The sequence below is a fragment of the Myxococcus sp. MH1 genome (assembly GCF_059738865.1).
Map to the genome: position 1 here is coordinate 1,466,718 of NZ_AP026947.1, position 20,249 is coordinate 1,486,966.

Annotated in this window: 19 protein-coding genes; 12 read left to right on the forward strand and 7 right to left on the reverse strand. The window is 70.3% G+C overall.

The window, feature by feature from the left end:
- Positions 1 to 5 precede the first annotated feature (5 nt).
- The 5 genes from AC6JA9_RS06005 (at position 6) to AC6JA9_RS06025 (ending at position 3,760) form a co-directional block, all read left to right on the forward strand.
- The gene (locus tag AC6JA9_RS06005; RefSeq protein WP_426748025.1) at positions 6 to 956 is read left to right on the forward strand and encodes a glycosyltransferase family 2 protein; all 951 of its coding nucleotides are present in this window, start codon (positions 6 to 8) and stop codon (positions 954 to 956) included.
- A gap of 4 nt (positions 957 to 960) precedes the next feature.
- Complete coding sequence (locus AC6JA9_RS06010) at positions 961 to 1,878, forward strand: glycosyltransferase family 2 protein (RefSeq protein WP_497959245.1); 918 nt, start codon at positions 961 to 963, stop codon at positions 1,876 to 1,878.
- 132 nt (positions 1,879 to 2,010) lie between these two features.
- On the forward strand, positions 2,011 to 3,039 hold the full coding sequence (locus AC6JA9_RS06015; RefSeq protein WP_497959246.1) for an ROK family protein: 1,029 nt from the start codon (positions 2,011 to 2,013) through the stop codon (positions 3,037 to 3,039).
- A gap of 134 nt (positions 3,040 to 3,173) precedes the next feature.
- Positions 3,174 to 3,506, forward strand: a complete 333-nt coding sequence (locus AC6JA9_RS06020) for a hypothetical protein (protein WP_497959248.1) — start codon at positions 3,174 to 3,176, stop codon at positions 3,504 to 3,506.
- A 131-nt stretch (positions 3,507 to 3,637) separates the two neighbouring features.
- Positions 3,638 to 3,760 carry a hypothetical protein gene (locus AC6JA9_RS06025; protein ID WP_255665753.1) on the forward strand — a complete coding sequence of 41 codons (123 nt, stop codon included), beginning with the start codon at positions 3,638 to 3,640 and terminating at the stop codon, positions 3,758 to 3,760.
- Here AC6JA9_RS06025 and AC6JA9_RS06030 read toward each other — a convergent pair.
- The 4 genes from AC6JA9_RS06030 to AC6JA9_RS06045 are packed head-to-tail and all read right to left on the reverse strand — an operon-like array spanning position 3,757 to position 7,665.
- Positions 3,757 to 4,830 (reverse strand): acyltransferase family protein, encoded by a 1,074-nt coding sequence (locus AC6JA9_RS06030; protein WP_223783465.1) that lies wholly within the window; start codon positions 4,828 to 4,830, stop codon positions 3,757 to 3,759. The genes AC6JA9_RS06025 and AC6JA9_RS06030 overlap by 4 nt on opposite strands.
- A gap of 9 nt (positions 4,831 to 4,839) precedes the next feature.
- On the reverse strand, positions 4,840 to 5,802 hold the full coding sequence (locus AC6JA9_RS06035; RefSeq protein ID WP_408888044.1) for a glycosyltransferase: 963 nt from the start codon (positions 5,800 to 5,802) through the stop codon (positions 4,840 to 4,842).
- On the reverse strand, positions 5,799 to 6,560 hold the full coding sequence (locus AC6JA9_RS06040; protein WP_408888043.1) for an FkbM family methyltransferase: 762 nt from the start codon (positions 6,558 to 6,560) through the stop codon (positions 5,799 to 5,801). Before AC6JA9_RS06040 ends, AC6JA9_RS06035 begins: the two co-directional genes overlap by 4 nt.
- A 7-nt stretch (positions 6,561 to 6,567) precedes the next feature.
- On the reverse strand, positions 6,568 to 7,665 hold the full coding sequence (locus AC6JA9_RS06045; protein WP_497959249.1) for an acyltransferase family protein: 1,098 nt from the start codon (positions 7,663 to 7,665) through the stop codon (positions 6,568 to 6,570).
- A 317-nt stretch (positions 7,666 to 7,982) separates the two neighbouring features.
- On the opposite strand from AC6JA9_RS06045, the gene AC6JA9_RS06050 reads away from it, so the two are divergent.
- The 5 genes from AC6JA9_RS06050 (at position 7,983) to AC6JA9_RS06070 (ending at position 14,181) form a co-directional block, all read left to right on the forward strand.
- Positions 7,983 to 9,467 (forward strand): MraY family glycosyltransferase, encoded by a 1,485-nt coding sequence (locus tag AC6JA9_RS06050; RefSeq protein ID WP_223746132.1) that lies wholly within the window; start codon positions 7,983 to 7,985, stop codon positions 9,465 to 9,467.
- Positions 9,464 to 10,501 (forward strand): nucleotidyltransferase domain-containing protein, encoded by a 1,038-nt coding sequence (locus AC6JA9_RS06055; RefSeq protein WP_497959251.1) that lies wholly within the window; start codon positions 9,464 to 9,466, stop codon positions 10,499 to 10,501. Before AC6JA9_RS06050 ends, AC6JA9_RS06055 begins: the two co-directional genes overlap by 4 nt.
- Positions 10,502 to 10,619: 118 nt before the next feature.
- Positions 10,620 to 11,591, forward strand: a complete 972-nt coding sequence (locus AC6JA9_RS06060; protein ID WP_223746134.1) for a nucleotidyltransferase family protein — start codon at positions 10,620 to 10,622, stop codon at positions 11,589 to 11,591.
- A 101-nt stretch (positions 11,592 to 11,692) separates the two neighbouring features.
- Positions 11,693 to 12,994, forward strand: coding sequence for a UDP-glucose dehydrogenase family protein (locus AC6JA9_RS06065; RefSeq protein WP_267697944.1), 1,302 nt, complete (start codon positions 11,693 to 11,695; stop codon positions 12,992 to 12,994).
- Positions 12,991 to 14,181 carry an acyltransferase family protein gene (locus AC6JA9_RS06070; protein ID WP_408888040.1) on the forward strand — a complete coding sequence of 397 codons (1,191 nt, stop codon included), beginning with the start codon at positions 12,991 to 12,993 and terminating at the stop codon, positions 14,179 to 14,181. The genes AC6JA9_RS06065 and AC6JA9_RS06070 overlap by 4 nt, the downstream gene beginning before the upstream one ends.
- Positions 14,182 to 14,195: 14 nt before the next feature.
- Here AC6JA9_RS06070 and AC6JA9_RS06075 read toward each other — a convergent pair whose 3' ends face one another.
- The gene (locus AC6JA9_RS06075; RefSeq protein ID WP_141324650.1) at positions 14,196 to 14,486 is read right to left on the reverse strand and encodes a hypothetical protein; all 291 of its coding nucleotides are present in this window, start codon (positions 14,484 to 14,486) and stop codon (positions 14,196 to 14,198) included.
- 185 nt (positions 14,487 to 14,671) lie between these two features.
- Here AC6JA9_RS06075 and AC6JA9_RS06080 point away from each other — a divergent pair, with 185 nt between their 5' ends.
- Positions 14,672 to 17,272: an O-antigen ligase family protein gene (locus AC6JA9_RS06080; RefSeq protein ID WP_223783456.1), complete on the forward strand. Its 2,601-nt coding sequence runs from the start codon at positions 14,672 to 14,674 to the stop codon at positions 17,270 to 17,272.
- A gap of 6 nt (positions 17,273 to 17,278) precedes the next feature.
- Here the strand turns inward: AC6JA9_RS06080 and AC6JA9_RS06085 are convergent, their stop codons facing one another.
- Both AC6JA9_RS06085 and astB read right to left on the reverse strand, forming a co-directional pair.
- Complete coding sequence (locus AC6JA9_RS06085; RefSeq protein ID WP_141324648.1) at positions 17,279 to 17,818, reverse strand: aminoacyl-tRNA deacylase; 540 nt, start codon at positions 17,816 to 17,818, stop codon at positions 17,279 to 17,281.
- A 128-nt stretch (positions 17,819 to 17,946) separates the two neighbouring features.
- Positions 17,947 to 19,269: an N-succinylarginine dihydrolase gene (astB, locus tag AC6JA9_RS06090; RefSeq protein ID WP_141324647.1), complete on the reverse strand. Its 1,323-nt coding sequence runs from the start codon at positions 19,267 to 19,269 to the stop codon at positions 17,947 to 17,949.
- 5 nt (positions 19,270 to 19,274) lie between these two features.
- Between astB and AC6JA9_RS06095 the strand changes: the two genes are divergently transcribed.
- Entirely contained in the window at positions 19,275 to 20,249 is a 975-nt protein-coding gene (locus tag AC6JA9_RS06095) for a lysophospholipid acyltransferase family protein (protein ID WP_408888038.1), read from the forward strand.

Sequence of the window (20,249 nt, forward strand, 5' to 3'; positions counted from 1 at the left end):
ATTCGATGTCGAAGCCCGACCTGGTCATCTCCATCGTCAACCACAGCAACCCGGAGCTGCTGCACGACTGCCTGCGGACGCTGTACGCGACGACGCGCGAGTGCACCTTCGAGGTGTGGGTGGTGGACAACGCCACGGATGGACGGGGCGTGGAGGCGATGCGGCGCGACTTCCCGCAGGTGCGCTGGCTCTTCAACACCGCGCGCAAGGGGTTCTCCGCCAATCACAACCAGGTGCTGCGGCAGGCCTCGGGGCGCTACTTCTGCATCTTCAATGACGACACCATCGTGCACGAGGGGGCGTTCGACTCGCTCGTGCGGTTCATGGATGAGAACCCGCGGGTGGGGATGGCGGGCGCGCGGCTGTTGAACGCGGATGGCACCATCCAGAACTGCACCTTCCGGCCGATGTCGTTGTCGGGGCAGTTGTTCGACCTGGTGTTCCTGCCGCGTCCGTTGCACTTCTTGAAACGCAAGGACATCGACCCGGCGCAGTACGGGCACGAGGAGGCCCGAGTGAACTGGGTACTCGGCGCGTGCATCGTGGTGCGCGAGGAGACGCTGGCGGAGGTGGGGCTGCTCGACGAGGCAATGTCGCCCCTGGGGAACACGGAGGACACGGACTGGTGTGTCCGGGCGTGGAAGGCGGGCTGGGAGGTGGCCTTCTGTCCCGAGGCGGTGATTACGCACCTGACGAGCCGCTCGTTCCGTCCCTCGGCCACGGGTCCGGACAAGGTGCGCGTGGAGCTGTGGCGCACGCGGGTGGCGTACTTCCGCAAGCATCACGGTCGGATGCGCGAGTGGATGCTGCGCGCCATCTTGGTGGGGACGCTGCCGTACAACTCGCTGGTGCTGACGCAGACGTTGCTGCGAGGGCGCATGGAGTTGAGGGAGTATCGGCGGCAGCTCGCCACGTTCCTGCGCATCTCCGAGATGGGGCTGCGGACGCGGGTCTGAGGACATGCCCTTCTTCTCCATCGTCATCCCCACGTACAACCGGGCACGGCTGTTGGAGCGGACGCTGGCGTCGGTGTTCGCGCAGGAGGAGCGGGACTACGAGGTGCTCGTCGTGGACGACGGCTCCACGGACGACACGCTGGAGGTCCTGTCGCGGCTGGGCGAGCGCGTGAGGGTGCTCCAGCAGGTGAACGCGGGACCGGGAGTCGCGCGCAACCGGGGCATCGAGGCGGCCCGGGGCGAGTACGTGGTGTTCCTGGACAGTGACGACCTGTGGTTCCCGTGGACGCTGTCGTCGTATCGGCAGGTGATCGAGGAGCACGGGAGTCCGACGGTGGTGATGGGCACGTCGGTGACCTTCCGTGACGAGTCGGAGCTGGCGCGGGTGGTCCGTGAGCCCGTGCGCGCGTCACCGTTCGCGGACTATCTGGCGAGCGCCCTGGACCGGACGCCGCGCACGGCCTGTGTGCTGGCGGTGCGGACGGAGGCGCTGCGAAAGGTGGAGGGCTTCACGCCGCTGCGCATCGTCGCGGAGGACTACGACCTGCTGTTCCGGTTGGGGACGGAGCGGGGCTTCGCGTGGGTGCGCTCGCCGGTGATGGTGGGCTATCGCCAGCACCACGGCTCCGAGTCGACGATGCTGGAGGCGGCGCATCAGGGCATGGCGTACCAGTTGATGCAGGAGCGACTGGGCCGCTATCCCGGAGGCCCTGAGCGCAGGCGCGAGCGGCTGGAGATGTTGCTGTACGCCACGCGGCACGTGTCACACGTGATGGTGGACCACCAGCGGATGGACCTCGCGCTGGACTTGTACTGGCGGGGGCTGCCGTTCCATCGGGAGGTTCCCCGGTGGCGCTATCTGTTGGGGTTCCTGCCCAAGGTGGCGGTGAGGCGGCTGGCGCACGTCATGCGCCGTCGCTGAGTCCGGCCGAGCGGCCAGGGCCTTGTCCGTCTTGAGTCTCTCCACAGCAGGCGGCCCTACGGGCTGCCGGACGGAGCGAGGTCTGCGCATCTTCCGAGGGACGTTTGTGTGGCCCTTGCTCGGAGGCTGGACATGGATCGGGTCCGCTCGAAGAGGACGGTGGCGTCTCGCAGGTCGCGAACTCCGCGACGCGGGAAGGTGTGGGGAGGCATCGACCTGGGCGGGACGAAGATCGAAGCCGTGGTCATCGACGGGCACGGCAAGCCGATAGGTCACGCGAGGCATCCGACGCCCACGCAGGGCGAGCCGGAGGACGTGGTGCGCGAGATGTACGGCGCGCTGGAGGACGCGGTGCAGACGGCGGGGCTGCGGCTGACGCGATTGGGAGGCGTCGGCGTGGGGGCGCCTGGGGCGGTGGATGCGAACGCGGGGACGCTGGCGCGGGTGAGCAACGTGGGGCGTGGATGGACGGCTCCGTTTCCGCTGGCGGGGAGTCTGTCCGAGCTGACCCGAGGTGAGGTGGTGTTGGGCAACGACGTCCAGGTGGCGGTGGCGGCGGAGTATCGGCTGGGGGCGGGGCGTCCCTATCGCTCGGTGCTGGGGGTGTGGTGGGGCACCGGGGTGGGGGGAGGATTGGTGTTGGACGGTGTTCCCTGGCGAGGCCGAGGGGCGGCCGGAGAGATTGGCCACATGGTGGTGAAGCCCGGAGGGGCGCGGTGTGGATGTGGCCGGCGGGGTTGCATGGAGGCGTACGCCGGACGCGGAAACCTGGAGCGTGACGCGCGTAAAGCGGAGGAGAAGGGCGAGAAGACGCAGTTGTTCGAGCTGATGCGCAAGAAGCAGCGCACTCGGTTGACGAGCAGCATCTGGAAGAAGGCGTTGGAGGAGGAGGACGCGCTGGCCACGAAGCTCATCGAGCGCGCGGTGCACATGCTGGGTGTCGGAATCGCGTCGGCCATCAACCTGCTGGATGTGGAGGCGGTCATCCTGGGCGGAGGATTGGGCTCACGACTGGGTGTCGAGTATGCCGGGCGGATTCATGAGGCCATGAGCCCCCATGTCTTCATGACGGAGCGACAGCCCCCGGTGCTGGTCGCGGAACTGGGTGAGCTCTCAGGCGCGATTGGCGCGGCGCTGCTGGTCGAGCCTGACGTGACGTAGTCCGTGCCACTCGTTCTTGGGTCGAGCGGCACAGGTCCGACGAGAGCGCCGCGGGTGTGTGGACACTGCTCCGCTGCGCCGGGCAGAATCATGTCACGTGGACAGTCCGCGTGAACGCTCGACGCGAGGGGACCGTGTACACCAAGGACGCCTTCTCGACGGTCGCTCTTTCAGGCGGGGTGCTGCTCGGATTGATTGGGATTCTGGGGATGCGCGTGTTTGTAGGGGCCGCCGTCATGGGGCGATTACCCCTGGGGTGGCGGGAGTGGGGGCAGTTCATGCTCCTGCTCGGGGGCATCAAGTCTCGCCGCTTCCAGTTGTTAGGCATCGCGTGGTTCTTCGTGTGCGGGGCCCTCGCGTTCGGGTTCATCATCGCGGTGATGCTCTACGGCCAGCGGACATACGGTTGGCCGTTAAGACCGATGACGCAAGAGTGTGAGGCGAAATGGATGCCAGAACCCTGGTGACCTTTCTTGCGTTCTCTGGCGGGACTGCAATCGGTCTGATGGGAATCTTGGGGATGCGTGTCTTGGCCGCGGTCGCGGTCACGGGCCAATGGCCGCAGAAGCGCAGCGACTGGGTGGAGTATGTGGTTTTCGTGACGGGCCCGGTTCGGCGTCCGCGCTTCCAGCTCTACTCGATACTCTGGTTCCTGGGATGCGGCGCGGCCTCGATGGTCTTCACCGTGGGCGTGATGCTGTTGGGGCGATGGCTGGGTTAGACCGGCCTTGATTGAACCCGAGGCTCCACGTGGGGCTTCACGGGTTTGAGCCGGATGCAGGGGTGCTCGACGAGTCGCCAGGACAAGACGGCGAGCAGGAGCGTGGGGAGGAACGCCAGGGTTGCGTTCAACCACCACGGCGTGGCGCCGTTCATCAGCGCCGCCACCGCCTGCTGCACCGGAAACGCGTAGATGTAGAGCCCGTACGAGAAGTCCCCGTAGCGCCCGAAGCTCGCGAGCCGGCTCGGGAGGAATGCGAGGTAGACCACCAGGTACGCGCCACAGGAGCCCATGGCGATGGACAGCCCCTTGCCCAGCAGTGACGTGGCCACGAGCACCAGCACACAGCCCGCGGCGATCCACGGGCTCATTCTCACGCGCTCGCGCCAGAGATAGAGCACCAGCCCGCCCCCGAAGGCGAGCCCCAGGTTCGGCCAGAACCCCAGCCGCCCGATGTGCAGCAGCGACAACCCCGCCGTGACACACCACCCGACCAGCGCCAATTCCTTGCGCAACAACCCCGTGACGCCCAGGCCCAGCACGAGCAGGTAGAAGCCCACCTCGTACTTCAGCGTCCACAGCGAGCCGTTGACGGCTCCTGGGTACACGTTCCCCTCGAACACCCCGGGCAACATCCACTGCGGCTCCACCAGGGTGAAGTTGCGCAGGATGAACGTGTACGTGTCCTTCGACGTGAAGTACTCCGCCAGCGGGGACGCGGTGAACACGGCGCCGAGCACGAAGACAGTCAGTAACAGCGACACCGCGAGCCCGGGGAAGATTCGCAGCGTGCGCGCCAGGAGGTACGCTCGAACGTCGGGCCTGCGCTCCCAGCTCCGTGTGATGAGCACGCCGCTGATGACCAGGAACACCGCCACACAGACCAGCCCGAGCGAGAGCTGTCCGCGCGTGAAGTCCATCAATGGCTCGGGAGCCTTCGCGGCGCCTTCGCCCAATGGGAACGCATGGCTGACGATGACGCCCGTGGCCGCGGCGAAGCGCAGGAAGTCCAGGTTGTTCCCCCGGCCTTCGAGACACTCACCCAAGGTGCGACGTGACCGGAGCGCCATGAGCGTCAATCAGCGCGACTCGTGCAGTTGCGCATACGGGCCCTGCACCTGCGCCCAGCGGCTCGCCAGCACGAACAACACCTCGCGCACCGAGTCTCCCCGGAGCGCCAGCGCCGGACTCGCGAGTCCCGCTCCCACCAGCCGCGCGCACTCCTTGAGTCGGGATAGCGCTCCCATGCGTCGTCCCAGGTAGCGGGCCTCGAGTGTCTTCTCGCTGCGCACCACGCCCATGATGAGCCGGATGAAGTAGCGCGTCTCGAAGCGGCTGCTCGGGATGACGTGCCAGACCTTCAGCGTGGGCCCGTAGATGCGACGATGGCCCGCCTTGCCCAGCAGGTACCCGAGCTCGATGTCCTCCCCACTCACCATCAGCTTCCCCAGCCGGCCCGGCATGAGTCGCTCGGGCGTGCGCCAAGGGACCGCGTCCAATATCGCCGAGCGGCGCATCCACAGCCCCGCGCCAATCGTCGGCGCGAGCGTCGCCTCCGCTCCGAAGTCGATGAGCGCATCCCCCATCCGGTGGTTGATGGCCAGCAGGTGCTCGCGCCGCGAGATGCTCGGCGGAGGCGGCGTCTCGTACCGGGGATAGATGCGCGACACCACCATGCCGACGCCCGCGTCCTCGAAGTGCGCCAGCCCGTCGGCGATGAAGTTCGGCTCGGGGATGTTGTCGTCATCCAGGAAGCAGATGACCTCGCGCCGCGCGTTGTGGATTCCGCACAGGCGCGCGAAGAGCAACCCCTGGCGAGGCTCGGGGACCACGCGCACGTCCACGCCCCGGCGACGCAGCTCCGCGACGGACGCGCTCTCCTCCACCACGCGCGCCGTGCCGTCCGAGGAGTTGTTGTCCACCACCACCACCTCGAAGCACCCGCTCGGCGCCTGCTGCTCGACCAGGGCCTGCAGCGGCGCCTCCACGCGCCGGGCTCCGTTGTACGTGGGGATGACCACCGTCGCGCCCGGCGAACTCATGGACGCGCCTCGGCCTCACGAGGACGCGCCCAGAGCAGCCCGTTCACCTCGCTGCTCCAGATGCCTTGCGTGACTTCGTAGCCCAGCGCCGCGAGCCGCTGCTCGCACCAGACCTTGCCGTCCGGCCGCTCCCGGGTGCGATGCCACTCCATGATGAGCGTGCGGATCTTCAGGCGCGCGAACCGAGGGTCCTCCAGCAGCGCGTACTCCCCGCCCTCGATGTCCATCTTGAGCAGGTCGATGGGCTCGTCGCCGATGGCCTCGAAGAAGTCGACCAGCGGCACGCGCAGCGAGCGCCCCTCGCTCGCATCCACGATGGTGGACGCGCTCTCCGCGTCGAGCAGGCCCACCTCACCGGCGCTCACACCCGCCGCCGCTCGGTGCAGGGACACTCGCGGCGTCAGTGCGTTGAGCGCCAGGTTGCGCTCCAGCATCGCCAGATGGACGGGGTGCGGCTCGAAGGCGACGACGTGCGCGCGTGGGTAGTGCTTCGCCCAGAACAGCAGCGAGTGTCCGCAGTTCGCTCCGACATCGACGATGCGCAGCGTGGTGTCCGTCCGCACGGAGAACGGGGGACGGTAGACCTCCGCGACGAACATCTCGTACGCCGTGGCCAGGTCCTCGGCGGGAGGCGGCCTCAGGGAGAGCTTCTCCCCCGAGCGCAGCTTCACCGTCACCTCACGCCCCAGCGGCATCGCCCGCCAGGCGAGATACCGGAGCTGGCTCAGCGGCGTCAGGTGATCCCTCAGTCGTTGCATGGCATTCCTACGGAGACAAGACGCCGGGCGGGAGCGCCCCTCGGGTCAACAGCCAGTCTCGCAGCTTGAGGCACGGCTTCTCCACCGCGACGTAGGTCACCCACGAAACGCCCAACGTCAGGGCGAGGTACGCGAGGAGGTCCAGCCCCCACGCGCCCAGGCGGAGGTCCAGCCGCTCCACTATTCGCAGCACGAGCCCGTGCCAGAGATACGCGCCATAGGACAGCAGCGCGATTTGATAGATGGCCCAACGCGGAACCCGGGGGAGCTGGAGCGACTCGATACCCACGAGCACCCCGCCGAAGCCCACCGCCAGTCCAGCGAACAGCCAGACGTGGTTCGTCGTCGTCACGATGGCGCCGTGGTGCCCCACCGTCAGCGCCAGCACGCCCACGCCCACGAGGCCACACAGCATCCGCCCTCGCGGCGACCAGCTCCTCCACGTGGGCGCGGTCTTCGCCAGGAACACGCCGATGCCCAGCCCATCCAGGTGCAGCTCGGTGGACCAGGGCGCGAGCGTGTCCAGGCTCGACATCGTGACGTCCGCCGGCAGGCCGCGCGAGAAGAGCCAGCGCGCCGTGACGCTCAAGGCCACCGAGCCCAGCCATGCCCACGCGGGCCAGCGTCGCCCACCCAGCGCGAAGGCGAGCAGCGGCAGCACCAGGTAGAAGTGCTCCTCCACGCACAAGGACCAGCTCTGCACGAAGTCGCGCGGGTGGCCGAAGTTCTGGAGGAACAGGGCGTAGTGCCAGCCGCCTCCCACGAACGGCGTGCCCACCAGCCACGGCTTGAGCGCGTAGAGCGCGAGCACCACGAAGTACAGCGGCAGGGTGCGCATCCAGCGCTTCAGCCAGAAGGTGCGCAGCTGCGCACCCAGCGTGGGCCCCTCTTCCGTGGCGAAGACCTGCCGACCCACGAGGTAGCCCGAGAGCACGAAGAACAGGTCCACGCCCATCCACCCGTGCGCGAACGCGAAGCGCACCGCGTACGGCACGGCGTCATGCACCGCCGCGGGCGCATGGAACACCAGCACCCCGAGGATGGCGAAGGCCCGCAGCACATCCAGCCCATCCATGCGCCGCGGAGACGCGAGCTCGCCACTCAACGGGTTGCTCCCAGCGGCAGTGGCCCGTGGGCTTGTAGGCGGATGGATGTCCTGGGAGGCATGCGCAAGAGGTGGGCGCATTGTGTCCCCCGAAGCGAAGGCGTCAACAGCGGACGACGAAGGGCCTGCCAGCAGGGCCGGCCTCTCGCATTCTCCGCCGACGAGGAATCGGTTCCGTTCGAGGTCAACAATGACACGCCGCAGCCCGCATGGTTGCTCGGCGAGGGACGACTCGTGCGACATCGGGGTGTCGCACAACGACATTCATTGACGCGCCGTGACGCTCACCGTCAGCATGACGAAGGCGGCCCATCTCGATGATCACCTTCTTCGTTGCCTTCCTCGTTTCGCTGATGGTCGCCCTGGGGCTCACGTACGTCGTGCGCAACCAGGCCCTGGCGTGGGGCTGGCTCGACCAGGCCAATTCCAGTCGCAAGGTCCACGTGCGGCCCATTCCCCGGCTCGGGGGAATCGGAATCGTCGCGGGCTTCTTCGCGCCCCTGTGCGCGCTGTTCCTGGTGGACTCGGGCGTGGGGCACAACTTCCGCTCCCACACCGACCTCGTGATGGGCCTGTTCGTCGGCGGTGGCGTCATCGCCGCGCTGGGGCTCTACGACGACCTGCGGGGCGCGAACGCGCGGCTGAAGTTCAGCGTGCAGTTCGCGGTGGCGCTCGGCCTGTATGCGCTGGGCTTCCGCATCGAGGTCATCGCCAATCCCTTCGGCCCCGAATTGACGCTGGGCGCGCTGAGCCTGCCCTTTACCGTGCTGTGGATGGTGGGCGTGGTCAACGCGCTCAACCTCATCGACGGGCTGGATGGGCTCGCGGGCGGCGTGGCGTTCTTCGGCGTGAGCACCAACTTCATCCTCGCACTGTCGCGAGGCGACGTGCTGCTGTGCCTGCTGATGGCGGCGCTCGCGGGGGCCATCCTCGGGTTCCTCGTCTTCAACTTCAACCCGGCCTCCATCTTCATGGGGGACACGGGCAGCATGTTCCTGGGCTTCGTGCTCGCGGCGGTCTCCATCAAGACGAGCACCAAGAGCGGCACCGCGGTGGCCATGCTCGTGCCCATCATGGCCCTGGGCCTGCCCATCATGGACACGCTGCTCGCGGTGATTCGCCGCTCGCTGTTGGGCCGGCCCCTGTTCAGCGCGGACAAGGAGCACATCCATCACCGGGTGATGAGCCGCATGGTGCTCAGCCACCGCTCCACCGTGCTGGTGCTGTATGCCCTGTGCGGCCTGTTCATGCTCACCGCGCTGGGCCTGAACTTCGCCAACAGCGCGCAGAGCGCCCTGCTCCTGTGCGGCATGGGCGTGGTCATCGCGGTGATGATGCGCAAGCTGGGCTACCTGGACCTGGGCCGGGCCGGGGACATGCAGCAGCGCCGTCAGCGAAACCTCCGGCTGCGCTCGGTGGTGAAGCAGGTCATCGGCTCGGTGCGTGAGGCTCGCTCGCCGCAGGAGGTCTGGAGCTCCGTGCGCCCGCTGGCGGACGTGCTGGGCGTGTCGCGCCAGGAGCTGCGCTTCCAGCAGGCCCACGACGAGCTCGTGGAGGGCATCGTCTTCGAGACCGAGCGCGCTGCGGGGCTGTCGCTGCCCTTCGAGCGGAGGCTGGAGGTGAAGGACGAGGACCAGGTGCTCGGCTCGCTGTTGCTCATCTGGCGCGATGGCCGCGACGCCATCGACCGGGACGAGGAGCTGGCGCTGGAGCTGGTGGCGGATGCCATCGCCGAGCGCGCCGTGAAGTTCCTGTCCGTCGCGGACGCTGAACCCGGGCGCGTCATCGCGCTGCGCCGATGACGACCCGCCCAGGCCCGAGCCCCCTCGTCGGGCTGCTGCGCGCCTGGCCGGAGCCCCCGGAGATTCGCGCTCCCCAGGGCGCCGACGCGGACACCTTCGTGCGAAGCGCCGTTCGCCACGGGCTCGCCGGGTTCGTGGCCCACGCGGTGGGACAGGCGGGGTGGCAGCTCCCCTCGGAGTCGAGCGCGCTGCTGCGCCGGGAGTCACTCGCCGGCGCGGCCCGCTCGCTCCAGGTCAAGGCGCTGTTGCTCAAGAGCCTGGAGGCGCTGTCCCGCGAGGGAATCACGCCGGTGTCTCTCAAGGGCTACGGCCTGGCGCTCAGGCTGTACCCGGATCCGCTCCAGCGCGCCACGCGCGACGTGGACCTGCTCGTGTCCCGCACCGAGGTGGCGACGGCGGTGCACCAGCTCACCAGCCTGGGGCTGACGGTGCGCCCGTCGCGCGATGGGCGCCACGCGCACGTGGACTCGCACCACCTGGAGCTGGAGGGGAAGGCGGGGCTCGTGGAGCTGCACTTCCGCGCGCTGGCGGGCTGGGGCAGGGCGCTCGAGGGCGATGCGCTGCTGGCGCGCGCGGTGGAAGGGACGGTGGACGGCCACCGGGTGCGGTGGCTTGGCCCCGAGGACGAGGCCGTCTACCTGGCCCTCCACGCCAGCCACCACCTGCTGCAGCGGCTGGCGTGGCTGTTCGACCTGAAGCTCCTGGCGGCGCGGGGCCTGGACTGGGACCGCGTCATCGAGGGGGCTCGGGACTCGGGGCTGCCCCAGCTCGTCTTCCACGGCTGGGAGGTCGCACGGCGGCTATTGGGCGCGCCGGTGCCGGAGGACGTCCTCGCCGCGCTCGCGCCTTCGGGGTGGCGCAGGCGCCTGGGGCGGAGGTTCTTCTCCGAGTCTCGCCTGGTGGCGACCGAGCTGGTGCACAGCCGTCCGCGCTGGATGGCGGCGAAGCTGCTCCTGTCGCCCGAGCCCGTGGCGATGGTCCGCTATTCGCTGCGGCGCCTGGACACCCTGCTGCGCGGCCCGCCGGACAGGTGAGCGGGTGGGGGCTCGCCCTGGGGGACGGGCCGGATGTCCGCTGTCCACCACGGTCTCGTCCCGAGGGGCGCAGGCAGTGATTGCAGGGCATGCGGTGGGCCCGTTAAAGGGGGCCACCATGCCGCTCAGCCTGCTCGACACCTTCCGCGTCCTCGCCTCGTTCGACCCACCGCGAGGTGCCCTCAAGGGCGCGCCCTGGGAGGAGTACGTGGACTGGGCCATCGCCCAGGGCCTGGCGCCGCTGGCGGCCTACAACCTGGAGTACCGCCTGGGCGCCAGCGCCGCGCCCGAGTGGGCCCGCGACAGGCTGCTCTCCGTCTACCAGGGCTCCGTCAACGACAACGTGATGAAGCTCGTCAACTTCAAGCAGGTCGTCGACGAGCTGGAGGGACGCAAGCTGGTCCTCATGGGCTCGGCCGCCTTCGCCGAGGCGCTCTATCCGCACATCGGCTTCCGCCCCGTGCTCGAGCTGCAGCTGCTCCTGCGCCGCATGGACGTGGATGGCTTCGCCGGCTTCCTCTCCAACCACGAGTTCAAGCCGGAGGCCGACGCCTCCCACAGCGGCGCCACCAAGGTCGTCACCGACGGCCGCACCGCCATCCACCTCTACTCCGACATCCTGGGTCCCCAGCGCCGCGAGCAGACCGCCGGCATCATCGAGCGTGCCAAGCCGATGAAGGTCTACGGCCCCTCCATGTACCGGGCCGACCTGGAGGATTCGGTCCTCCTGGTCTGCCTGGAGCACGCGCGTCAGGGGTACGACGTACCCTGGCTGTCCTTCATCGACCTCCGCGAGCTCGTCACGGGCGCCAAGTGGATGGGCGGTGTCTACTCGCGCCCGCTGGATGTGCCCGCGCTGCTCGCCCGGGCCGCCGACTGGCGCCTGGAGCGCGCCCTGTACACGTCGCTGTCCATCATCGCCCGCCTCTTCCCGGAGGCCGCGGCCGATGCCACCGCCGCGCTGCCGCCCCTGCGCCGGGCGACGCGCGAGCTGTTGGACCGCACGGTGGTGGGTCCAGTCAGCACCCCCGGGCGGACCTCGGCTCTCAGGGGCTTGGAAAGAGTGCGGCGCCTGCTCACCGGGCAGTGAGCCCGCCCGGTTGCTGAACTGCCCCAGGGACGGGCTTCCTTTCCGAGCGCGTCCCGGCGTATGAGTTCTGGTCAAGACACCTCCCCACTGGGACTCCTTCAATGCGTATTGCCATCATCGGAACGGGCTACGTCGGCCTGGTCGCGGGCACCTGCTTCGCGGACTCGGGCAACGACGTCACGTGCGTGGACATCGACGAGCGGAAGATTCGCATGCTCCAGGCGGGCGAGGTGCCCATCTACGAGCCCGGGCTCGAGGAGCTCATCAAGAAGAACGTGCGCGAGAAGCGCCTGTTCTTCACGCGCGACCTGGCCGAGGCCGTCTCCAACGCGCACGTGGTGTTCATCGCGGTGGGCACGCCCGAGGGTGAGACGGGCGACGCCGACCTCCAGTACGTGCTGGCCGCCGCCGAGCAGATCGGCAAGGCGATGAAGCAGTACACGGTGGTGGTGGACAAGAGCACCGTGCCGGTGGGCACCGCGGACAAGGTGCGCGAGGCCATCCGCAAGGTGACGAGCGTGGAGTTCGACGTCGTCTCCAACCCGGAGTTCCTCAAGGAGGGCGCCGCGCTGGACGACTTCCTCAAGCCGGACCGCGTGGTCATCGGCGTGGACTCCGAGCGCGGCCGCAAGGTGATGGGCGAGCTGTACGCGCCCTTCGTGCGCACCGAGAACCCGGTGCTCTTCATGGACACGCGCTCGGCGGAGCTGACCAAGTACGCCGCCAACGCGATGCTCGCCACGCGCATCTCGTTCATGAATGACATCTCCGCGCTCTGCGAGAAGGTGGGCGCGGACGTGGACTTCGTGCGCAAGGGCCTGGGCTCCGACAAGCGCATCGGCTACCCGTTCCTCTTCCCGGGCGTGGGCTACGGCGGCTCGTGCTTCCCCAAGGACGTGAAGGCGCTGGGCGCCACCGCGCGCGAGTTCGGCCTGGAGCTGGACCTGCTGCGCGCCGTGGAGCGCACCAACGAGCGGCAGAAGAAGCTCCTGGTGAACAAGGCGGCCAAGCACTTCGGCGGCTCGCTGGAGGGCAAGAAGTTCGGCGTGTGGGGTCTGGCCTTCAAGCCGAAGACGGACGACATGCGCGAGGCGCCGTCCATCGAGGTCATCGAGGGCCTCATCGGCAAGGGCGCCTCGGTGGTGGCGCACGACCCGGTGGCCACGCACACGGCGAGGCGCGTCTTCGGTGACCGCATCCGCTACGCCAGCGTGCCCTACGAGGCGCTGGAGGGCGTGGACGCGCTCTTCGTCGTCACGGAGTGGAACGAGTTCCGTCACCCGGACTTCGAGCGCATGAAGTCGCTGATGAAGGCGCCGGTCATCTTCGACGGCCGCAACGTGTTCGACCCCGTGCGCATGCGCGAGCTGGGCTTCACGTACTACGGCATCGGCCGGCGGTGAGCCGGGGCGGTTCACTCGATGCGTTGACGGGGCTGCGCTTCTTCGCGGCCCTGCATGTCGTGCTGTTCCACTTCGCGCGTCCGGCCCTGGCGCCGGCGCCGGAGTGGCTGCAGAACCTGGTGGGCGCGGGCTTCTCGGCCGTGGGCGTGTTCTTCGTCCTGTCCGGCTTCGTGCTCGCCTGGAACTACCTGGACGCGGACGGGCGCATGGAGACGGGCACGCGCGCCTTCCTCGCGGCCCGCGTGGCCCGCGTCTATCCCGTGTATCTGCTCACCTTCCTGCTGTCCGCGCCGCCCACCATGCTCGCCTCGTTCGCGAGCAACGCGTGGCACGTGGCCTTGGTGAAGCTCGCGGTGGCGGCGGTGGCGACGCTGGCCCTGGTGCAGGCGTGGGTGCCGCTGCTCGCGCTGTACTGGAACCCGCCGGGCTGGTCCGTGGCGGTGGAGGCGTTCTTCTACGCGCTGTTCCCGAAGCTCGCGCGCGGGCTGTCGCGCCTGAAGCCGTCCTTGTTGCCCGTGGCGCTGGGCGCGACGTGGGTGCTGGGGCTCGTGCCGCCGGTGCTCTACCTCGCGCTGCGACCCGATGGGCTGGACACGGTGGATGCGCACTCGTGGGGCGCGTGGCTGGCGGTGCTCAAGTTCGCGCCGCTCTCGCGCCTGCCGGAGTTCCTCTTCGGCGTGCTCCTGGGCTGGTGCTTCGTGCGTGAGCGGCAGGCGGGTGCGGCGAAGGGCTCGGGCGCGGTGCTGGCGGCCTTGGGCGCGGCGATGCTGGTGGCGGCGGGCGCGGCGGGCGAGCGCATTCCGTACGTGCTGATGCACAACGCGCTGTTGGCGCCCGCCTCGGGGCTGCTCGTGTACGGGCTGGCGCGGGGTGGGGGCCTGCTGGGCCGGGTGCTGTCACGCCCGTGGGCGGTGCACCTGGGCTCGGCGAGCTACGCGCTGTACCTGCTCCAGTACCCCGCGGGCGAGGCGGCGATGAAGCTGGAGCGCGTGCTGTCGCCGTGGGTGGACCTCAACACGCCGTGGGGCTGGCTGGGCTCGGTGCTGCTGTTGGCGCTGCCCGCGTCCGTGCTGGTGCACCGGTACGTGGAGACGCCGATGCGCTCCCGGGTGCGCAAGGCGCTGCAGCCGTGGGTGGACGCGGAGGGTGCATCCACGCGCGCGCGGCCGGTGGCGCCGGGGGCCTGAGGGCTACCGCCTCCTCAGTCGATGCCGCCCTCGCGGGCGATGCCGCACTCGCGCTTGCCCTCGGCGGTTTCAATCTTCTTGCAGTCGCAGCCGGCGAGCTTCGTCTCGCAGACGGCCTCCTGCTCGGGGGTGGGCTCCACCCGGCTCTCCTCGCGCGAGGCGTTCTGGAGGCAGAGTTCCTTCTCCACCGAGTTGATGGAGCAGTCGCACAGCTTCTCGGACAGCTCGCGGCAGGGCCCCTTGCAGCCGGCGAGGCCGGACAGGGTGGCGCAGAGGAGGGCGGTGGCGAGCAGGAAGCGGCGCATGGGTGCGGGCGAAGATGCCAGAAGGTCTTCGGGATGCAAGCCCACTCGGGGGCCGTAGGGGTTTTCAACGCCGGACAGGGAGGGAGGGGCTCCGCGCCTGCCGGCCCTGTCAGCCGCCGAGCAGGACGTGCGGGCCGGAAAGCAGAGGGTTGCGGAGCCCATGCCATACTCGCAAGCCCTCTCGCATGGCCCCCTCGCAACGCAGCAGCTCCCGGTACACCCGGCTCGCCGAAGTGGCCCTGGCCATGCTCGTCGTCGTGTGTCCGCTGGCGCTCGGCGGCGCGGCGAAGTGGGTGCTCGTCCCGCTGGGCCTCCTCTCCGGCGCGGCGGCCCTGCTGGCGTGCATCGGCGCGCGGCGACACGGTCAGTCGCTGCGCTTCCCGCTCATGGCCGCGCCCCTGGCCGCGGGCGCGGCGCTGTGCGCGGTGCAGCTCGTCCCCCTGCCCTCGGGCGTGCTGGGGTGGGTGAGCCCGGAGGCCGCGGCGCTGCGGGAGTTCGCGCTGGAGCCCCTGGGCCTCGGTGGCGCGCGGCCCGTGTCGCTGGACCCGCCGGCCACGTGGCGTGAGCTGTCGAAGCACCTGGCGTACCTGCTCGTCTTCCTCGCCACGGTCCAGGTGTCGCGCTCGAAGGACAGCCGTCGCAGGCTGCTCGCGGTGGTGACCTTCACGGGCGCGGCGGTGACGCTGGTGGGGCTGGGCCACGCGCTCATGGGCGTGACGTCGCTGTTCGGCCTGCGCTCCTGGGTGCACGCGCATCCGACGCTGGTGACGTTCTTCGGCAACCCCAATCACCTGGCGGGCTTCCTCGGACTGGGGGCGTCGGTGGGCGTGGGGCTGGCGCTCACGATGCGGCCTCCCATGAAGGCGCTGCCGTATGCGCTGGCGGCGGGCGCGTGTGGGCTGGGCGTGGTGCTGACGCTGTCACGGGGCGGCATCGTGTTCCTCGTCCTCGGTCAGGGACTGCTCGCGCTGTGGCTCGCGCGAAGGCGCCAGGAGGACCGGCGCGGCGTCACGTCCGCGCGGAGCTTCGTCCCGGTGCTGGGGCTCGTGGCGGTGCTGGCCGTGGGCGCGTACGCGGTGGCGGAGCCGCTCTGGGCCGAGGCCCGCTCGGCGGACAGCCTGGAGAAGCTGGGCCAGTCCAAGGTGTCCCTGTGGCCGATGATGGCGAGGGCAGCCGCGTCCTTCCCGGCGCTGGGCATGGGGCGCGGCGCGTTCGAGGCGGCCTTCCCGCGCTACCAGTCCGAGCTCAACCCGAACACGCTCACGCACCCGGAGAACGCCGTGCTCCAGCTGGCGGCGGAGCTGGGCCTGCCCGGGTTGCTGCTGCTGGTCCTGGCCGTCTGGGGCTTCGCGCGGCTGGCGCGACGTGAAGGGCTGGACGCGCTGGAGGTGTCCGCGCTCGCGGGCGTGGCGGCGCTGGCCCTGCACAACCTCTTCGACTTCAGCCTGGAGCTGCCGGCCTGCGCGGTGGCGGCGCTGGTGGTGCTCGGCACGGTGGCGCGCCCTCGCGAGCGCGACACCGCGGACGCGTGGGCGCTGCCTTCGTCCCTCGTCTCGCTGGGCGCCAGTGGTGCGCTGATGGCGGTGGCGTTGGTGGCCTTGCTGCCCGGTGCCTCGCGACTCTCGGACGCGGAGACCGAGCTGGCGGAGCAGGTCCGCGCGCGGGCGCCGGTGGAGACGGTGCATGCGCGGGGGCTCGCGCTCATCGACCGGCACCCGGCCGACTACCTGCTGTATCGACTGGTGGCCTCCGCGCACGCGGCGCGAGGGGTCGAGGGCGCGAGCCAGACGCTGGCCTTCGTGAATCGCGCGCTGTACCTGGCGCCGCTGGACGCGGTGTCTCATCGGGTCGCGGCGCATGCGCTGCTGGCGATGGGGCACCGCTCGCAGGCCTTCCTGGAGTACCGGCTGGCGTACGAGGCGGGCGAGAAGGGCGCGCTCGTGGGCGACGCGGTCCGACGGGCTCGCACGGTGGAGGACCTGGTGGCGATGACGCCGGACTCGCCCGACATCGCCGGGGCGCTGCTGGACGCGCTGTCCTGGCATCTGAATCGTTCGGACCTCGCGCTGGCCTATGGTGCCTGGGCGCGAGAGCACTTCGAGGGCCGCCCGGGTGTCACGGCCCTGTGGGCCCGGGAGGCGCGGCTGCGGCTGACGCGCAAGGAGCTGCCCGAGGCGGAGGCGGCCTGCGTGCAGGTCGAGCGTCGAGCGCCGGGTGAGCGTGACACCGCGCTCCTGCGCGCCGAGGTGCTCCGGGGGCGAGGAGAGAGCGACGCCGCGTTGAGGGACATCGAGGCCCTGCGCTCACGTCACCCCGAGGACCTGGAGCTGGCCCTCATCCTGGCCTCCTGGCAGATGGACGCGGGCCTGACGCGGCGGGCGCGCCAGACGCTCCAGGAGGTGGGCGGCCTCGTCACGGACTACCGTCAGCGGGCGCGCCTCTTGTCGATGGAGGCGGACGGGCTCGAGCGCGAGGGGCTCCTGTCGCGCGCGGTGGACCGGCGGCAGACGGTGGCCCGGCTCCTGCCGAGCGCGGAGGCCCACTTCGCGGTGGCGCGGCTGCAGGAGTCACTCAAGCGCTACGACGCGGCGGCCCGCTCGGTGAGCGAGGGGCTGGCGCTGTTGCCGCCCGATGCGCGCGAGGCCGCGCGGGCCTGGATGACGCGGCTGGAGTCCGCCGAGCGTGCTCGCGTGGACTCGCGTCGCAAGGAGCTCTTGAGCGACCCGCGCGCGCAGGAGCTGGAGCACCTGCTGGGAGACTCCCGCGAGCCGCTCGTGGAACCCTGACCCTCCTCACGCCGGAATCGGCGCGTCCTGCTCCATCAGGATGGGAGGGATGACGGTGACGGCCGAGGCCGAGGGTTGAAGCCGCTCGTGGATGAACGAGGCGACGAGCGGCCACTCCAGCGTGGCGAAGTCCTGGAAGCGCATCTCCAGGGCCTCCTCGTGCGAGCCCGCGCGGAAGAGCAGGTGCTCGGTGAGGCTCAACGTCTCATCCACCGCCACGGGCAGGCCGTACAGCTCGCCGAAGGGCGGCTCCGCGCCGACCTCGCAGTCCGGGAAGTGGTCGGAGAACTCCCGCTCGGTGGCGAGCCGGGCGGTGCGCACGCCGAGCAGCTCCCGCACGCGCTCCAAATCGACGGTGCCCGCCGCGGGGACGACGAAGATCCAGGGCTGACGGTCCGCCATCACGATGACGGACTTGGCCACGCGCCAGCCGGAGACATGGAGCGCCTCGGCCAGCTCCTGGGCGGTGACCGCCCGGGGGTGCCAGTAGCGCTCGTAGAGGACTCGGTTGCGACGCAGATAGTATTGGATGGAAGCCGGAATCACGGGACGCCACCTCCTTGAACGAAAGGTGTGTCACCGCGACGGTTGGGGCCACGGCACTCCTCGCCCCTCGGGACGGAGCCCCTGGTGCGAGGGCTCGGCGTCCTGTCACTGGAGCAGGCGGGCGGGCGTCACTGCTGGAAGTCGTAGACGCTGCCGAGCTTGAGGATGCGCGTCAGCTCGTCCAGCGCCGTCATCGTCTCGCGCGCGAGCAGCGGGTCCTGCAAATCCTTGGGACGCAGCACGTCGCGGTAGTGGCGGCGCACCCAGGCGGCGAGCGATTCGTGCAGGGCGGGCGTGTAGAAGACGTCCGCGTGGATGGCGCGGCGCTCGGTGTCCGTCAGCCACACGCGCTGACGCAGGCAGGCGGGCCCGCCGCCGTTGTTCATGGACTGGCGCACGTCCAGGTAGTGCACCGCCTTCACCGGCGTGTCCTCGGCCACCACGCGCTCCAGGAAGCCTCGGGCCGCGGGCGTCTCGCGGCTCTCGATGGGCGCGACGATGGCCATCGTCCCGTCCGGCAGCGTCAGCACCTGCGAGTTGAAGGGGTACGCCTTCACCGCGTCCTTGGGGGGCAGCTCCGCGCTGCTGGCCACCACCGCGCGGAAGTCCGGGCCCAGCTTCTCGCGCAGCACCTGGAGCAGCCCCGGGTGGTCCACGAAGGCCAGCTCGTGCAGCATGAGGAAGCGCTCGTTGCCCACCGCGAGCACGTCCGTGTGGAAGGCCCCCGCGTCGATGCCCTCGGGGTGCTGCTGCGGGAAGAGCACCGAGCGCGCGTCCAACTGGTGCAGCCGCGCGAGCGCCTGGCTCGCCTCCAGCGTCTGGCGCGCCGGGAAGCGCTTGGGGCCCGTCACGTCCTGCCACGCGCTGCGGCCCCAGGCGAGCAGGTGCACCCCCGCGTGCCCCGGGGTGGCCAGGCGTGTGTGGTTGGCCGCGCCCTCGTCCGCGAAGTGGCTGCCGGGCGGCAGGGGCGCGTGCACCGCGAAGTGCTTCTCGTCGGCGAAGATGGCGCGAAGCACCGCGTGCGTGGTGTCCGCCTCCAGCGCGCGGTGGAACATCTGCGACAGGTTGGCGGGCGTCAGGTGCACCCGGCCGTCCGCCGTGTCGGAGCTGGGCGCCACGGTGGCCGCGTTGGCGGTCCACATGGAGGACGCGCTGGAGGTCAGCCGCAGCAGGTGCTCGGCCTCGCGCGCGGCGCGGGTGATGACCTCCTCGTCGGTGCCGGTGAAGCCCAGGGTCCTCAGGGCGCGCAGCGAGGGGCGCGGCTGGGGTGGCAGCACCGCCTGGCCGACCCCCAGGCCGGAGACGAAGCGCATCTTCTCCAGGCCCTGGAGCGCGGCCTCCCGGGGATGGCTCGACTCTCCGACGTGACTCTGTGACGCCAGGTTGCCGGGCGACAGACCCGCGTAGTTGTGGGTAGGACCGACGAGCCCGTCGAAGTTGTATTCGCGCATGGGATATGGAGCGACGTGTGGAGCGTCCACCCTTAGCAAAGCGCCTGAAACGTTTCCTCCGGTACCTGCTCATCCGGACGGTCCTGTTGTGCCTTCAACCCCTCCCCCTGGGGTGGGCCCGGGCCCTGGGCTCCCGCCTGGGCGGGTGGGCCTACACGATTGCGGGCGGTGAGCGCCGCAAGGCCCTGAAGTCCCTCGGCACCGCGTTTCCGGAGAAGTCCGACGCGGAGCGGCAGGACCTGGCCCGCGCGTCCTTCCGTCACCTGGGCGCCGCGGCGCTGGAGGTGGCCTGCACGGGCGCGCTGGACCGGGGGCTGGAGTCGCTGGTGGCGTGGCCGGAGGCGGACCGGGCGGTGCTGGACGCGGCCCTGGCGAAGGGCAAGGGCGTGGTCTTCATCTCCGGGCACGTGGGCAACTGGGAGCTGTTGGCCCGGCGGGTGGCGCGGGCGGGCTACCCCAGCCAGAGCATCGCGAAGGAGACCACCGACCCGCGCCTGACGAAGCTGGTGGAGCGCTTCCGGGAGCGGGGTGGGGTGCGCAGCATCTGGCGGGGCCAGGACGGCGCGGCGCGGGCCATGCTGCGCGCGCTCCGGGCCGGTGAAATCCTGGGGCTGCTCATCGACCAGGACACCAAGGTGCAGTCGCTCTTCGTGCCCTTCTTCGGGCAGCTGGCGGCCACGCCCCGCGCGGCGGCGGACCTGGCCGTGCGCACGGGCGCGGCGGTGGTGACGGGCTTCTGTCACCGCGTGGAGGGCGGCGGCTACCGGCTGGCCATGGAGGACGTGCCCCTGCCCGAGGTCGAGGACCGCGAGGCCGCGGCGCTGGCGCTCACCGCCGCCCTGTCGGCGCGAATCGAGGCGGCCATCCGGCGCACCCCCGAGCAGTGGGTGTGGATGCATCAGCGCTGGAAGACGCGGCCCCCCGTCGAGGCCTCCCCCCAGGCCCTGCTCGCCGGGGCGGCGCCGGCCACCGCCCGGTGA